The 16,636-nt window shown below is 44.9% G+C and carries 10 protein-coding genes and 1 riboswitch; of the genes, 5 read left to right on the top strand and 5 right to left on the bottom strand.

The window, feature by feature from the left end; all coding sequences use genetic code 11:
- Positions 1-111 precede the first annotated feature (111 nt).
- Positions 112-375, bottom strand: a complete 264-nt coding sequence (locus KKZ03_RS03525) for a hypothetical protein (RefSeq protein WP_243220098.1) — start codon at positions 373-375, stop codon at positions 112-114.
- 849 nt (positions 376-1,224) lie between these two features.
- Positions 1,225-1,307, top strand: a riboswitch (cyclic di-GMP riboswitch).
- A gap of 434 nt (positions 1,308-1,741) precedes the next feature.
- Between KKZ03_RS03525 and KKZ03_RS03520 the strand changes: the two genes are divergently transcribed.
- Positions 1,742-8,710: a DUF4347 domain-containing protein gene (locus KKZ03_RS03520; RefSeq protein WP_243220096.1), complete on the top strand. Its 6,969-nt coding sequence runs from the start codon at positions 1,742-1,744 to the stop codon at positions 8,708-8,710.
- A gap of 278 nt (positions 8,711-8,988) precedes the next feature.
- On the top strand, positions 8,989-10,023 hold the full coding sequence (truD, locus tag KKZ03_RS03515) for a tRNA pseudouridine(13) synthase TruD (RefSeq protein WP_243220094.1): 1,035 nt from the start codon (positions 8,989-8,991) through the stop codon (positions 10,021-10,023).
- Positions 10,024-10,083: 60 nt separating this feature from the next.
- On the opposite strand, the gene KKZ03_RS03510 is transcribed toward truD, so the two are convergent.
- A complete protein-coding gene (locus tag KKZ03_RS03510) occupies positions 10,084-10,392 on the bottom strand; it encodes a hypothetical protein (protein ID WP_243220093.1) in 309 nt (102 codons plus the stop codon).
- Between the two features lie 357 nt (positions 10,393-10,749).
- A complete protein-coding gene (locus KKZ03_RS03505) occupies positions 10,750-11,319 on the bottom strand; it encodes a Smr/MutS family protein (RefSeq protein ID WP_243220091.1) in 570 nt (189 codons plus the stop codon).
- Positions 11,320-11,393: 74 nt separating this feature from the next.
- Here KKZ03_RS03505 and surE point away from each other — a divergent pair, with 74 nt between their 5' ends.
- Positions 11,394-12,149, top strand: a complete 756-nt coding sequence (gene surE / locus KKZ03_RS03500) for a 5'/3'-nucleotidase SurE (protein WP_243220089.1) — start codon at positions 11,394-11,396, stop codon at positions 12,147-12,149.
- Positions 12,146-12,808 (top strand): protein-L-isoaspartate(D-aspartate) O-methyltransferase, encoded by a 663-nt coding sequence (locus KKZ03_RS03495; RefSeq protein WP_243220088.1) that lies wholly within the window; start codon positions 12,146-12,148, stop codon positions 12,806-12,808. Before surE ends, KKZ03_RS03495 begins: the two co-directional genes overlap by 4 nt.
- A gap of 161 nt (positions 12,809-12,969) precedes the next feature.
- Here KKZ03_RS03495 and KKZ03_RS03490 read toward each other — a convergent pair whose 3' ends face one another.
- Both KKZ03_RS03490 and KKZ03_RS03485 read right to left on the bottom strand, forming a co-directional pair.
- Positions 12,970-13,599 carry a response regulator transcription factor gene (locus KKZ03_RS03490; protein ID WP_243220086.1) on the bottom strand — a complete coding sequence of 210 codons (630 nt, stop codon included), beginning with the start codon at positions 13,597-13,599 and terminating at the stop codon, positions 12,970-12,972.
- Positions 13,596-14,333 carry a sensor histidine kinase gene (locus KKZ03_RS03485; protein ID WP_243220085.1) on the bottom strand — a complete coding sequence of 246 codons (738 nt, stop codon included), beginning with the start codon at positions 14,331-14,333 and terminating at the stop codon, positions 13,596-13,598. Before KKZ03_RS03485 ends, KKZ03_RS03490 begins: the two co-directional genes overlap by 4 nt.
- A gap of 536 nt (positions 14,334-14,869) precedes the next feature.
- Here KKZ03_RS03485 and KKZ03_RS03480 point away from each other — a divergent pair.
- Positions 14,870-16,516, top strand: a complete 1,647-nt coding sequence (locus KKZ03_RS03480; protein ID WP_243220084.1) for an arylsulfatase — start codon at positions 14,870-14,872, stop codon at positions 16,514-16,516.
- The last annotated feature ends 120 nt before the right edge of the window (positions 16,517-16,636 follow it).

The following is a 16,636-nucleotide window of genomic DNA, read 5'->3' as shown; positions in this document are numbered from 1 at the left end:
ATGGGTAAAGTATAGGATAGCAGTCGCAGGTTTTTATTTTGAAATTTAAAGTTCATTTTAGATCTTGTTATGGAGTCTATACCTTATTATTGGTTGCATGGCTTGGATTATTCAACCTGAAGAGCGACAAGCATAAAGCCTGTCGTGAATCCATTGTTCGGTGACAACTATTTTGACCGGAACAAAGACACTGTTTTTCTTGGCTATTTTCTGTCTTTTCTCAAGGCCTTTGGTATATTTTTTATCTAATGGATGAATCAGTGTTGGATTTTGTATTTTTGAAATTTCTTCACAAACGCGCATTAAATTATAAGTAATAGTCGTGATGTCGCCATTAAATTGAGCCTTACAACTATGATTGAAATTATGTGGCACTTATGTCTATTGACGAAAACACCCTGATTTATCTGGGTTCGTCCCAGTCAAGTTAAAAAAACTTGAACATTGAGTATGATGCATCGGTGGGCAGCGTTTTTACGTTCTCAGTCGCAAATCCGTCTTAAGCCGCTATCGGTTTCAAATTGATCGAGCAACGTGCGTGTCGTCGGCATGTTATAAATCGTTTTTTCCACAAATACCCTGGCGATGACCATGCGGTTTTGAGGTGGGCGACGTGAAAAGCCATGGTTGGGGCAGATGAATTCTTCGATGTGCACTATTTCTAATGTGGTGGCTAATTTTTGTTGTTTCTCTGTTAGTGAACCCAACTCTTCTTGCAGCCATTGAAATAAAGAGCCTTGTATCTTAAGTCATATTTGTGATGAGCTGTCTCGTAACTTGCTCATGCCCTTAATAAAGTTGGATTTTATAAAATTTTATTTTATCATTTTTTGGCAGGTTGTTTCTTTTTTTGCCGTTCTGGCTACTAATTCCCTTCGGTTTAATGGGTGTTGCAAGTTCCTCAAAATGAATACGGCACAGACTATCCCAAAACAGTACTAAAGCTTATTTATAAGTCTACTCCAGAGGGTAAATTGCGTCATATCACCTACTTTTCATTTTTTTATGTCAAATAACACAGTTTAATTAATTGTGCCTCCAGTTTCGCATCGTTTTTTATTGCAATCCTAATAGTAATATTAAGCAACTCGTTGTAAGAAAAGGATTTTTATTGTTTTTTTAAGATTTGGCATAAAATCTGCTAAATAACAATAAGCCAGTAACAGCTATTGCCGCTGGTTTGCTCTCAGAAAAGAAAGTACTGCATAAATATCATGCAAAACTTTATCACTTTGCCACCCCCGTTGTGAATCGGGCTCGGAAAGCCACGGATCTTGGGTTTTACTTAAGATGGCCGGGCTGCCTTTTCGTCATTTAACGAAAGAGGGCCTCAGCATTTAGTTGATGACAATAAATCCTTAGTAAGACGCTGAGATTGTTTTCTTTTATTAAAGCGTTGGCCTCATTTTTCTTATCTCGAACTCAGGATATATCAAATGCAGTTTTAAATTAAAAAAAGACCTTTATTACACACAAAAAAGCTATTCAGCATGAGTCAAATAATTTCACTATTCCATAATCACAGCTAAAGCAGAGATTACCTGAGCGGGTCGCTGATAGTCGATTTAAGGACGAGATTATCGAGCTTAAGCCAGCACACCATAATAGCCGATCTATGTGTCGTTTTGTTTACGGTACATGAATTAAAAATGTATATAAAAGACCTGGCGAGTTGCCAGTCGCTTCAATAGTACTAAAAAACATAACTCTTTTAATCTACACAGCAAATTAGGTATTCACCATGAATCAAGTCATTACTCCAGTCAAAAAATTGTTAGTCATCGACAGCCAAGTTGGCAACTGGCAAAGCTTGGCCGCCGATGTTGGCACCGATACGGCTGTGTTAATTCTTGATTCGGGTTCTGATGGACTCGCCCAAATCAGTGCTTACCTGACGACGTTAGCCGCAAACACACAAAATTTTGTTCCGTTGCAAAGCCTGCAAATTATTTCCCACGGCAGTGCGGGCAGTATCAGTTTGGGTTCAACTACCCTAACTACTGACAATTTACAGCAATACACCAGCCAACTGGAAACGATAGGTAGTGCCTTAAACGCCACCGGTGATATTTTGCTGTATGGCTGTAATGTCGCAGCAGACCCCGTTGGGTTGGATTTTATCAATCAATTTGCGGCCTTAACCAGTGCCGATGTGGCGGCGTCAACTGACTTAACCGGCGCAACGGCCTTGGGCGGTAATTGGGTATTGGAAGCGGCTACCGGAACTATTGAGGCAATAGCCTTGCAACCGGTTTATAACGGAATATTAGCAGGTGCGGCTGTTATAAACTTTAATAAAGGTGAAGTGGATAATCCACAAGTTGCAAGTACAGCGGGCAACCTGGGCATGACCCAGTCCGCCTATGCAGGTTTTGCTAATGTTGCTCCTCAATCCGGTGGTCTTACTGCTGGCACAAATGCCGCTGGCGCTTATTACGAAGATGGCTTGGTGGTGGGTATTGTCCAGGATACTTCCAACAACATCGCCCATGTTCACCGTGGTGGAACGGTTAATGACAGAAACGTGATGTATCATTCCGACTCTAGTGGACTTTATATCAGGGCTTTGGACAGTAGCGCCTTTAGCCTGACATCACTTAATTTTGATGCGGTGGCTAGTGATGAAAATCCGTATGCTACTGGCACTTACATAAGCCAAAGTTCAGGTGAGTCAGTAACCAGCGTGGCCGGTGCCAATGATTATTGGGAAATTTTGGGTTATGCCTCGGCATTAAATCCAACCCTGGATACTGATGCCAATAGTGGTGCCTGGATTGCCCGTCAAACATTGACTAACGGTTTTAACGGTCTGGTGACACTCAGTAGCGCTTTTGAAAATATTGGCGCTTTCTGGATTCATTATGCCGGCTATCAGCAAACACCTGTAGACGGTATGCAGTTTGCCATGTCGTTGGATAATATAAATATTGCTCCTGTTAATACTGCTCCGGTAGCCGTCGATGACAGCCTCACTGCGACTGAAGACACGTTGATTATCTATACGGCAGCACAATTGCTGGGTAATGATACTGATGTTGAAGGCGCAGCCTTAACCATCGCCAGTGTCACCTCCGGCAACAACGGCACAGCGGTATTAAATGCCGACGGCACAGTCAGTTTTACCCCGTCTGCCAACTTCAGCGGTGTGGCTGACTTTAGCTATGTAGCCAGCGATAGCGCGTTGCTATCCACTAGTGCGACAGTAACTGTGACTGTCGTGGCTGTTAATGACTTGCCTACCGGCACCGTCACTATCTCCGGTACGCCGACTCAAGGCCAAATACTGACAGCAGACATCAGTACCTTGGTCGATGCCGATGGTTTGAATCCAGCAACTATTACTTACCAATGGTTTGCTGATACAGTAGCCATTAGCGGCGCAATAGCCGCTACGTGGACGTTAACTCAAGAGCAAGTGGGCAAAGAAATTACCGTTAAAGCCAGCTATACTGACCAACTACTTACCGCTGAACAAGTAACGAGTGTTGCCACCACTATGGTAGCCAATGTCAATGACCTGCCTACCGGCACCGTCACTATCTCCGGCTTGATTGAGCAAAACCAAATATTGACAGTCGCCAATACCTTGGTGGATTTGGATGGTATGGGTACTGCCCCGATTACTTACCAATGGTTGGCAGGTGGTATAGCTATTGAAGGTGCAACAGGCGAGACGTTTACCTTAACTCAAGCGCAAGTGAACAAAGTCATCACCGTTCAGGCCAGCTATACCGACGGCCTGAATAAACTTGAACAGGTATTGAGCTCTGCCACCACTGCCGTAGCCAATGTTAATGATTTGCCTACCGGCACCGTCACTATCTCCGGTACGCCGACTCAAGGCGAAGTGCTGACAGCCGCTAATACCTTGGCGGATTTGGATGGTATGGGTACAGTCCCGATTACTTACCAATGGTTGGCAGGTGGCCTAGCTATTGAAGGTGCAACAGGCGAGGCGTTTACCTTAACTCAAGCGCAAGTGAACAAAGTTATCACCGTTCAGGCCAGCTATACCGACGGCCTGAATAAACTTGAACAGGTATTGAGCTCTGCCACCACTGCCGTAGCCAATGTTAATGACCTGCCTACCGGCACCGTCACTATCTCCGGCTTGATTGAGCAAAACCAAATATTGACAGTCGCCAATACCTTGGTGGATTTGGATGGTATGGGTACTGCCCCGATTACTTACCAATGGTTGGCAGGTGGTATAGCTATTGAAGGTGCAACAGGCGAAACGTTTACCTTAACTCAAGCGCAAGTGAACAAAGTCATCACCGTTCAGGCCAGCTATACCGACGGCCTGAATAAACTTGAACAGGTATTGAGCTCTGCCACCACTACCGTAGCCGATGTTAATGACTTGCCTACCGGCACCGTCACTATCTCCGGTACGCCGACTCAAGGCCAAATACTGACAGCAGACATCAGTACCTTGGTCGATGCCGATGGTTTGAATCCAGCAACTATTACTTACCAATGGTTTGCTGATACAGTAGCCATTAGCGGCGCAATAGCCGCTACGTGGACGTTAACTCAAGAGCAAGTGGGCAAAGAAATTACCGTTAAAGCCAGCTATACTGACCAACTACTTACCGCTGAACAAGTAACGAGTGTTGCCACCACTATGGTAGCCAATGTCAATGACCCACATACCGGCACAGTCACTATCACCGGTACGGTTGAGGAAAAACAAATATTGACAGCAGTCAGTACCTTATATGACATTGACGGCATGGGTGAAATTTCCTACCAATGGGTAGCAGGTGGTATAGATATTCAAGGTGCAACAGCCGATACGTTTACGTTAACTTTGGCCGAAGTAGGTAAAGTCATTACCGTAAGAGCCAGTTTTAATGACCTACTAGGTAGTCCGGAAAGTGCGACTAGTTTTGCTACTGCCAGCGTAGGACAGTTCAATAATCCACATACCGGCACCGTCACTATCTCCGGTACGCCGACTCAAGGCGAAATGCTGACAGCCGCCAATACCTTGGCGGATTTGGATGGTATGGGTACAGTCCCGATTACTTACCAATGGTTGGCAGGTGGCTTAGCTATTGAAGGTGCAACAGGCGAAACGTTTACCTTAACTCAAGCGCAAGTGAACAAAGTCATCACCGTTCAGGCCAGCTATACCGACGGCCTGAATAAACTTGAACAGGTATTGAGCTCTGCCACCACTGCCGTAGCCGATGTTAATGACCTGCCTACCGGCACCGTCACTATCTCCGGCTTGATTGAGCAAAACCAAATATTGACAGCCGCAAATACCTTGGTGGATTTGGATGGTATGGGTACTGCCCCGATTACTTACCAATGGTTGGCAGGTGGTATAGCTATTGAAGGTGCAACAGGCGAAACGTTTACCTTAACTCAAGCGCAAGTGAACAAAGTCATCACCGTTCAGGCCAGCTATACCGACGGCCTGAATAAACTTGAACAGGTATTGAGCTCTGCCACCACTACCGTAGCCGATGTTAATGACTTGCCTACCGGCACCGTCACTATCTCCGGTACGCCGACTCAAGGCCAAATACTGACAGCAGACATCAGTACCTTGGTCGATGCCGATGGTTTGAATCCAGCAACTATTACTTACCAATGGTTTGCTGATACAGTAGCCATTAGCGGCGCAATAGCCGCTACGTGGACGTTAACTCAAGAGCAAGTGGGCAAAGAAATTACCGTTAAAGCCAGCTATACTGACCAACTACTTACCGCTGAACAAGTAACGAGTGTTGCCACCACTATGGTAGCCAATGTCAATGACCTGCCTACCGGCACCGTCACTATCTCCGGCTTGATTGAGCAAAACCAAATATTGACAGTCGCCAATACCTTGGTGGATTTGGATGGTATGGGTACTGCCCCGATTACTTACCAATGGTTGGCAGGTGGTATAGCTATTGAAGGTGCAACAGGCGAGACGTTTACCTTAACTCAAGCGCAAGTGAACAAAGTCATCACCGTTCAGGCCAGCTATACCGACGGCCTGAATAAACTTGAACAGGTATTGAGCTCTGCCACCACTGCCGTAGCCAATGTTAATGATTTGCCTACCGGCACCGTCACTATCTCCGGTACGCCGACTCAAGGCGAAATGCTGACAGCCGCTAATACCTTGGCGGATTTGGATGGTATGGGTACAGTCCCGATTACTTACCAATGGTTGGCAGGTGGCCTAGCTATTGAAGGTGCAACAGGCGAAACGTTTACCTTAACTCAAGCGCAAGTGAACAAAGCCATTACCGTTCAGGCCAGCTATACCGACGGCCTGAATAAACTTGAACAGGTATTGAGCTCTGCCACCACTACCGTAGCCGATGTTAATGACTTGCCTACCGGCACCGTCACTATCTCCGGCTTGATTGAGCAAAACCAAATATTGACAGTCGCCAATACCTTGGTGGATTTGGATGGTATGGGTACTGCCCCGATTACTTACCAATGGTTGGCAGGTGGTATAGCTATTGAAGGTGCAACAGGCGAAACGTTTACCTTAACTCAAGCGCAAGTGAACAAAGTCATCACCGTTAAGGCCAGCTATACCGACGGCCTGAATAAACTTGAACAGGTATTGAGCTCTGCCACCACTACCGTAGCCGATGTTAATGACCTGCCTACCGGCACCGTCACTATCTCCGGCTTGATTGAGCAAAACCAAATATTGACAGCCGCCAATACCTTGGTGGATTTGGATGGCATGGGTACTGCCCCGATTACTTACCAATGGTTGGCAGGTGGTATAGCTATTGAAGGTGCAACAGGCGAGACGTTTACCTTAACTCAAGCGCAAGTGAACAAAGTTATCACCGTTCAGGCCAGCTATACCGACGGCCTGAATAAACTTGAACAGGTATTGAGCTCTGCCACCACTGCCGTAGCCGGTGTTAATGACTTGCCTACCGGCACCGTCACTATCTCCGGTACGCCGACTCAAGGCGAAATGCTGACAGCCGCCAATACCTTGGTGGATTTGGATGGCATGGGTACTGCCCCGATTACTTACCAATGGTTGGCAGGTGGTATAGCTATTGAAGGTGCGACAGGCGAAACATTCACCTTAACTCAAGCGCAAGTGAACAAAGTCATCACCGTTCAGGCCAGCTATACCGACGGCCTGAATAAACTTGAACAGGTATTGAGCTCTGCCACCACTGCCGTAGCCAATGTTAATGACCTGCCTACCGGCACCGTCACTATCTCCGGCTTGATTGAGCAAAACCAAATATTGACAGCCGCAAATACCTTGGTGGATTTGGATGGCATGGGTACTGCCCCGATTACTTACCAATGGTTGGCAGGTGGTATAGCTATTGAAGGTGCAACAGGCGAAACGTTTACCTTAACTCAAGCGCAAGTGAACAAAGCCATTACCGTTCAGGCCAGCTATACCGACGGCCTGAATAAACTTGAACAGGTATTGAGCTCTGCCACCACTACCGTAGCCGATGTTAATGACTTGCCTACCGGCACCGTCACTATCTCCGGCTTGCTTGAGCAAAACCAAATATTGACAGTCGCCAATACCTTGGTGGATTTGGATGGTATGGGTACTGCCCCGATTACTTACCAATGGTTGGCAGGTGGTATAGCTATTCAAGGTGCAACAGCTTCAACACTAACATTGAGTCAGGCGGAAGTGGATAAAATCATTACCGTAAGAGCCAGCTATATTGACCTTATGGGTACACCTGAAAACGTAACCAGTTCTGCAACCACTGCTGTAATTAATGTTAATGATGCACCGACGACTTCAGATGTCACCTTGTTACAAATTTTTGAGAACAGCCAACCCCGCGTAATTACGCAAGCCGAATTGTTGGGTAATGCAGCGGATATTGACAATAATCTCCTTACTGCTGCCGACCTGAATATTACATCAGGCCAGGGTACTTTGGTTAAGAATGCTGATGCTACCTGGAGCTATACGCCGCTATTAAATGATTCAACGTCGGTTAGTTTTAGCTACACCATCACCGATAGTGTCAGTCCTACTGCAGGTACGGTAGCAGCGATAGCAACGCTGGATATTACACCAGTGAACGTCACTCCGGAGGCAGGTTTGTTCAAATCATTTAGTAATGGCATCAATACCTATATTAAGGCTGAGGCTTATGTACAAAATCCCGGACAAAATTTGGATTTAGACTATCAGATATATGACAAGTCACCTGATGCTATCGTTATCGGCAGTACCAGCAATGATTATATCAATATGGCTGGCACAGGTAATAAGGCAGCCAATGGTGGTGGCGGTAATGATGTCATTGATGGCACAACCGGCTCCAGTTTTTTAAGTGGTGGCGATGGTGTCAATACTTTCTTTATGGATGGAAGAGCAACGGGAGTGACGTGGTCAACGCTGACTGATTTTGATAAAGGCCAGGATAAAGCCACGATTTGGGGTTGGGTTAAAGGCGTTAGCACGATTAATGCCGGCTATACCGACTTTAACACCGGTGGCGCAACCGGTTATACCGGCTTGACTTTGCATATCCAGAACCTGCTACCTGAAGGATCTGCCAGTGGTGCGACTAATTCCGCGTTAAATTCTTTGACACTGACCGGACATACCTTGGCGGAATTTGGCGCGTCTTCTTTGGCGGATTTGAATACTCAAATTATCAACGGTACCAATACGCATTTTATTGTTGGGCAAACCACTGATAACCTGGGTGTTCATGGGTATTTGTCTATTAGTTAACATCATAAGAATTGCTTTCCCTCGCTACGGTTCCTATTCTCGGACAGCCTCCTGGCAAGAGGCTGCCAAGATTTGTGCTGTCCGCAAAAGCTAATTTGGAAATTGTGCGTGGTTGTTATGATTTCAGCTATTTTTGTTTTTTCGTTAACCTTGACGCATAAATTGATCGGTTTGGTGGATGAGTATTGCGTTAATCTAAAGGGTTAAACTTTTGCATGTTAACGAACTTTGCTGTGTTATTGTAGCTAGATTTGGTAGCCCTGAACGCTTAAAACACTATGATTGTCAACACGCAAACGATTGAAATCCCGGTATGGCCTTACGTTTATGGTCAACCTTCCGGTTCCGGTAAAATCCGTAGTATTCCCGAAGACTTTATTGTTAAAGAAAATTTGGCTTTTGAACCATCTGGTACGGGAGAACATGCCTTTTTGCAAATAGAAAAGAGCGGGGAAAATACCGATTATGTCGCCAGGCAACTAGCAAGATTTGCCAATGTCAGGCAACGTGATGTCAGTTACGCGGGGTTAAAAGATCGACATGCGGTTACCACACAATGGTTTAGTGTCTGGTTGCCCGGCAAAGCTGATCCGGACTGGTCGCAGTTTGAAACAGACAGCATGAAAGTATTACAGGCGGTACGCCATGCCCGCAAACTAAAGCGCGGTGTATTGTCAGGTAACAGTTTTACACTGGTCGTTCGGGATTGGCAAGGTGATAAAGATAAAACTATTCAGCAGTTGGAAGCCATAAAGGTCAACGGCATGGCTAATTATTACGGCTCTCAACGCTTTGGTAATGAAGGCCAAAACGTTAATAAAGCGTTGGCAATGTTTGCTGGTGCCAAAGTTGGGCGAGAACAACGCAGTCTGTATTTATCTGCCGCACGTTCGTACTTGTTCAACCAGATTTTAGCTGATCGGGTTATCAGTAAAAACTGGGATCAGCCGGTTGCGGGTGATACTTATCAATTTGATCTTTCGCATAGCTGTTTTAAATCGGAGTTTCCTGATGCTGAAATTATTCGGCGATTGGAGATAAAAGATATGCATCCGACGGGTGCGTTATGGGGAAAAGGCGACGCTGGTGTATCAGGTGATACGCTAAGCCTTGAACAAGCTGTTATCGACGCAACTCCTGAACTGGCAAAGGGTTTGGTCGCTTCTGGCGTTGATAAAGATCGGCGTGCATTACGGGTTAATGTGCAGGAGTTACAGTGGCAGTTTGTTACTGACAGTGTAGTCGAGCTTTGTTTTACTTTGCCTGCAGGCAGTTATGCAACGTCAGTATTACGTGAGATTATCGAGCTGTAACAAGTTTGACCGTTAATCCTCTTTGAAAAAAAGGAGCGGAGGTTTTTGCATAAATTCTTATCAACCGCCTCTGGAAGCAAGTCCGGATTTGCAACGCCGATGGAAATATTTGGTGAGTTCAGTAGGTTTCAAAGTATGTGCAACGGGGGTGCAAGCGTTGTCAGGCTTGAGTGTATTAACTGATTGCTCGTCCTGTTCGTAAACTAAAGTACCTCCGCCTATAGCTTCCTCGATGATAGTTGCGAAGCCAAAGTATGAATGTTGAATGATATGAATTAATGTATTAATGTCATACCTTTTTGTCTGAATAATATTGCATTCATCAAGAATGCAAATTAGCTGTTGTAAATCAATTAATTGGGTTATCACTTTAATTCAATCCGTTAGCTAGAGTAGAAAAATTAAACTGAAGGGGTCAATGATAAGATTTAGGATTACCCTATCTTTGATGGAAACTCTGTGGGGCAACTTAAATAGTGCCATTCCAGGTTGTAAGAATTTTAATGTTTTGGTGGTAAATAAACCATTAGTATAAATACCTATAGGTAACCCATAAAAATAAACCGTTAAGTTCTACTTTGTTACAGCGAATTTATTAAAAGTTAGTGCTGGAAGCTGATCAGGGTTTGTAACTCCGATCGAACCAGTTGAAAATGTTGGTACATTTGCAAAATGTAATCAGCGGGTGTTGTAAATTCCGTTATGTTACGTTATGAAGAAATATTCCTATAATTCAGACTCACTGTAATGGCTATACTTTTCTCCCAACTGCAATAATACAAATACTGCGCCTGTGCCGCCGTCTTTGGGTGGTGCAGAACAAAACGCCTGCACATCTTTATGCTGTCTTAGCCATAAGTTGATGTTGTTTTTTAAAACCGGATGGTTGTCAGCTGAGCGATAGCCTTTGCCGTGAACAATATGTATACAGCGGCAACCCGTGTCGACACAGTCATGCATAAAATGCAGTAATTGCTGTTTAGCAGCATTACTGGTTAATCCATGCAGATCAATTTCAGCGTCCAGGCCAAAAAAACCGCGCCGCAATTTTTTTAAGATGTTGTTTTGCAAGCCTGGAGCGATAAAGCTTAAGGTATCTTCAAGTCCGACTTTTTCTATATCTGTAGTTGCCGAGTCCATTAAATGACCGTTGATATCAATGATCAAGGGTCTGGGGTAAGGCTTGGGTTTATTGTCTATATTTAACAGTACTTTGTCACTATTAACGGCGTGGACTTTACCAATAGTCTGGCGAAATAAGTCACGGTCTTCTGAGGTAAGCGTTTTTTTTGCCACGAAAGCTGATTTTGTTAGGTATTGTTGCTAAGATATCCGATTTTATAGCTTATTGCGCTTCAGGGCGAATGATTATGCATATTTTGGTAAGTAATGATGATGGGTATTTGGCTGAAGGTCTTACAGTATTAGTCAATGCCTTGCAAAAACATGCAAAAGTATCAGTAGTTGCACCTGATAGGAACCGCAGCGCGGCGAGTAACTCCTTGACGCTGGAAATGCCGCTACGCGCTTATACAACCGATAACGGCTTTATTAAAGTCGATGGTACGCCTACGGATTGTGTGCATTTGGCAATAACCGGTTTCTTGGACAAAGAGCCTGATATGGTTTTTGCAGGTATCAATCATGGCTCCAATATGGGTGATGACGTACTTTATTCCGGTACTGTTGCAGCTGCAACCGAGGGGCGTTTTTTAGGGTTGCCGGCTATTGCCATATCACTGGTAGGCAGTAATCCCGTTCATTTTGATACCGCAGCCGAGGTTGCGGTATCGCTATTAAAGCAACTGATCAAGAACCCTTTGCCAAAAGATACCATTCTTAATGTTAATGTGCCGGATGTCGCCATAACTGATTTAAAAGGCTATCAGGCTACGCGACTGGGCCAACGTCATAAATCAGAGCCGGTAATCAAGAGCGAAGATCCCCGTGGACGTACTATTTATTGGGTAGGACCGCCGGGCGCCGAGCAGGATGCAGGACCCGGGACTGATTTTTATGCCATTAATGCCGGTTATGTATCGGTTACTCCCTTACAGATTGATTTAACCTGGTATGAGCGAATTAGTGCGCTAAAGGCATGGTTGCCAAATGAGAGCGAGTTATGACGCTAAGCCTGCAAGGCATTGGTATGACTTCTTTACGTACGCGTGAGCGTATGATTAAGCGGTTGTTGGGGCAGGGCATTTACAAGGAAAAAGTTTTGGAAATTATGCGTGATACCCCTCGGCATATTTTTATGGATGAAGCCTTGGCCAGCAGGGCTTATGAGGATACTGCACTACCCATCGGATACAATCAAACCATTTCCCAGCCTTATATTGTCGCAAAAATGACCGAATTGTTGCTGAGATCATCGGATCATTTAGGCAAGGTTCTTGAGATAGGCACCGGTTGTGGATACCAGACCGCTATTCTGGCGCAGTTAGTTGATAAGGTATATTCCATTGAAAGAATCCTGCCGCTACAGAGAAAAGCCAAAAGTAATTTATGGGATTTAAAGCTCAAAAATATCAGTTACTTATACAGTGACGGCCATCTGGGTTGGCCCGATTACGCGCCCTTCGACGGTATTCTGGCATCTGCAGCTGCGGCTGAAATTCCGCCAATGTTGTTACAGCAGTTAGCTATTGGGGGAGTTATGGTTATTCCTATTGGCATCAGTGGGCAGCAAACCTTACAGCGCGTTACTCGCACAACCATCGGCTATGATATTGAGCAACTGGAAGCAGTTACTTTTGTACCTTTTTTATCAGGAAAAGAATAGCCATGTTTCAAGAATTTTAGGACAAAATCTTATCGAAATTGCGAGAATACATGAATGGTTAGGGCTGGAAAGTCGTCGGGTTAGCTGTTGTTGATGGGGTATTTATAAGTTTTACCAAGGATAATTAGACCATGTTTTGTCGTTATCATTATTGACAGTATTTATTCTATCGGCGAGGAAGTAACGCCCAAGCGTTCGGCAAGTTTTACCAGCTCGGCCAGTGAATGTACTTTTAACTTCATCATCAAGTGCGCGCGATGGACCTTGATTGTTTTCTCCACCGTACCCAGCTCAGCGGCTATTTTCTTGTTTATTTTTCCGGAAATAATATGGCTTAAAACCTCTCGCTCACGCGGTGTCAATTTCGCCAAGCGTTGCTTAAGTTCACTTAGTTCAGAAAATTTTTCCCTGGCTATACGATCCTTATCAAGGGCACTGTGGATGGCTGCAATCAAGATAGTATCATTGGCGGGTTTGGTCAGAAAATCAATAGCACCCTGCTTTATCGCTTGTACACTCATTCGTATATCGCCGTGGCCGGTAAGAAAAATAATCGGTAGCGTATAGTCTTGATCGGCTAGCACCTGCTGCATCTTAAGGCCGTTTATACCGGGCATGGCAATATCCAGCACCAGGCAACCAGGAATACCTTGATCGTATTGGTCGAAAAATTCTTGCGGTGTAAGAAAGGTGGTCGCATTGAGTCCTACTGATCTCAGCAGTCTTGCAAGGGCTTTCAATACAGACGGATCATCGTCAATTATAAATACGGTGGGTGTTGAATCGTTCATGTACTTTCTCTTTGGTAAGTTGGCAGCGTAAAATAAAAGCTCGCGCCGCAATCAGCGTTATTTGTCGCCCAAAGTTGTCCATTGTGGGCATTAATAATAGTACGGCAGACGGCCAGTCCCAATCCCATACCTTGTGATCGGGTTGTAAAGAAAGGCTCAAAAATATAATCCATGTTATTCAGTGCAATACCTTGGCCTTGGTCAGTCACTGACACTTGAACAGAGTCACCGTTTTGTTGTGTATGGATATGGAGTTGGCGATCTTCGAGACAATCATTCTCAACCGAGGCATTGCAGCCATTTAATAATAGATTGAGAAGCACTTGTTGCAACAGTACCCCATCGCCAATAACGGCCGGTAAATTTAGCGTGAGACTGGTATTGACGATTATTTGACCATTAGCCAAATCGCCATTAATTAGTGCTAAGACTTCTTGTACCAGCTCGTTTATATCAACTGGCAGATGTTGTATTTCTTTTTTGCCAAGCAGCAGATGTAAGCGGTTAATCACTTCACTCGCGCGTTTATTCTCGTTGATAATATCTTTAAGGATATCTCGTACTTCATCCAGAGCTGGGTTGTCCTGAGGTAAAAAATGTAGTGCGGCCTGAGCGTTACTGAGAATTGCAGTCAATGGCTGTTTTAACTCATGTGCTAACGTATAAAATAATTCGCTTGTCATGGTTACACCAGGCAGTTCACTCGGTTGGCTACGTTGTTTATTCATTTTCATATTTACCATTACTTGTAACTGACTTATCCAGCAATAGGCTGATCTATTCTTGATTCTCAATGACTAGGAGGCTGTCCGAAAATAGAAAATCTACTGCGGAAAAGCCATTTTTGCCAGATTTCCCGCTCATTTTCGTTAAATGGCACAACTATTTGCCCCATGCGACCAAAAAACCGGACTAAAAATGGCTTTCCCTCGCTACGATTCCTATTCTCGGACAGCCTCCTAGCGTATTTTGAAATCGGATAAAATCGATTCATCGCACTTTCGCGAGCATAACATCGACTATTTATCAGTAATTAATTGTATGTCATGTCGGTATTTGGATTTGGCCGTAAAGGGTTGAGTTGTCCTTCAGAACTTTAATTGTGTAATGCATTTTGGTATCTCCAAAAAGAATAGTCTGTTTCGACTTTTTTTCAACGATCTAGGCCTAAAGGGCAATAGCCTAGATTCTTGATGCACTGCTATTATTAAATAAGCTAACCTCCAGCGTTAGCCATTGGTTTTTCTATCAACGATGCCAGGATAACAATATGAATTTAATACACCGGCGGCAACGCTTGTTTCAACCTGCTGCAATAGCACTTACAGTTGTGACTGCTTGTTTGTTTACTTCAATTGGTCAGGCAGAAGAATTAGCGCAGACTAAAAAACCTAATATCGTTGTTATCATGGGCGATGATATTGGCTGGTTTAATATTGGTGCCTATCACCAAGGCATGATGGCAGGTCGTACACCCAATCTCGATAAGCTGGCTACCGAAGGGATGCGTTTTACCGATTATTACGCCGAAGCGAGTTGCACGGCCGGGCGTGCAAATTTTATTACTGGCGAGTTGCCAATTCGCACCGGTATGACTACGGTTGGGCAGGCAGGATCACCAGTCGGCTTGCCCAAGGAGGCAGTAACCATTGCCACGACTCTCAAGTCCATGGGCTATGCTACCGGTCAATTCGGCAAGAACCATCTGGGTGATTTGAACGAGTTCTTGCCTACTGTACACGGTTTTGATGAATTCTTTGGCTATTTGTATCACCTGGATGCTATGGAAGACCCGGCTCACCCCAACTACCCGCAGGAGTTGTTAAACGAAGTCGGGCCGCGCAATATGGTACATAGTTGGGCGACCGACAAGGATGACGTAACGGTAATGCCACGCTGGGGCAAAATCGGCAAACAGAAAATTGAAGACGCAGGAACCCTTTATCCTAAACGGATGGAGACGGTAGATGACGAAATTCGTGATCTTTCCTTTAAGTTTATGGAAAAAGCCAAGGCCGATGGTAAACCCTTTTTTCTGTGGCTTAACCCCACCCGCATGCATATCGTCACACATCTGTCAGAAAAGTATCAGGCATTGCGTACTGCTCAAAATGGTTGGTCGATTGAAGAGGCCGGCATGGCGCAGCTTGATGACGACATTGGCCTGTTGATGCAGAAGCTTAAGGATATGGGTGAGGACGACAATACCATCGTCGTCTTTACTACCGATAACGGCACCGAGACATTTACCTGGCCGGATGGCGGCAACACACCGTTCAGAGGGCAAAAAGGCACCATCTTTGAAGGTGGTTTTCGCGTCCCTGCTATTATTCGCTGGCCGGGTAAGGTACCGGCAGGCAAAATTGAGAACGGTATCTTTTCCGGTATGGACTGGTTTCCGACTTTTGTGGCCGCAGCTGGTGACCCTGCTATTGTCGATGAGTTGTTAAAGGGCAAAAAAATCGGTGACACGAAGTATAAAGTGCATCTTGATGGCTACAATCAATTGGACTTGATTACCGGAAACGGGCCGTCTAATCGCCATGAGATCTTCTATTTCGGCGAAAGTACGTTAGGAGCCGTGCGTATCGACGACTACAAGTATCGTTTTATTGACCAACCCGGTGGTTGGATTGGCAGCAAGGAGCATGTGGATGCGCCGGTGCTGACGAATCTGCGTCTGGATCCTTTCGAACGCCTGGACTTCCCTGCAAACGGGACACTAAACGGGTCACAGAATTACTTTCAATGGTTTCAGTACGAGTTTTGGCGCTTTGTATTTGTCCAGCAGCAAGTTGGTAAGCTGGCTATGACAGCCCTTGAATATCCGCCGATGCAAAAGGGCGCGAGCTTTAACCTTGATGCTGTAAAAGCGAAGATCGAAGAAGCCATGAAAGCCGAGCAAGGAGGACATTAATTGAAGTATTAACGGGCTGGACAGTTCGCAAGAATTGCCGGTTTGCTTGGGATTTTGCATGGAGAGGGTTTTTGTTAATTTCTGTAAATAATAAGTAATTTTTTCGAATAATCAACTTAA

Source organism: Methylobacter sp. S3L5C (assembly GCF_022788635.1).
Lineage (GTDB): Bacteria > Pseudomonadota > Gammaproteobacteria > Methylococcales > Methylomonadaceae > Methylobacter_C.
The sequence above is the reverse complement of the archived record's forward strand: the minus strand, read 5'-3'. Positions and strand labels throughout refer to the sequence as shown.

Coding starts and splice junctions, on each gene's coding strand:
- KKZ03_RS03520 (WP_243220096.1), top strand. CDS start 1,742: ATGAATCAAGTCATTACTCCAGTCAAAAAATTGTTAGTCATCGACAGC.
- truD (WP_243220094.1), top strand. CDS start 8,989: ATGATTGTCAACACGCAAACGATTGAAATCCCGGTATGGCCTTACGTT.
- surE (WP_243220089.1), top strand. CDS start 11,394: ATGCATATTTTGGTAAGTAATGATGATGGGTATTTGGCTGAAGGTCTT.
- KKZ03_RS03495 (WP_243220088.1), top strand. CDS start 12,146: ATGACGCTAAGCCTGCAAGGCATTGGTATGACTTCTTTACGTACGCGT.
- KKZ03_RS03490 (WP_243220086.1), bottom strand. CDS start 13,599: ATGAACGATTCAACACCCACCGTATTTATAATTGACGATGATCCGTCT.
- KKZ03_RS03485 (WP_243220085.1), bottom strand. CDS start 14,333: ATGAAAATGAATAAACAACGTAGCCAACCGAGTGAACTGCCTGGTGTA.
- KKZ03_RS03480 (WP_243220084.1), top strand. CDS start 14,870: ATGAATTTAATACACCGGCGGCAACGCTTGTTTCAACCTGCTGCAATA.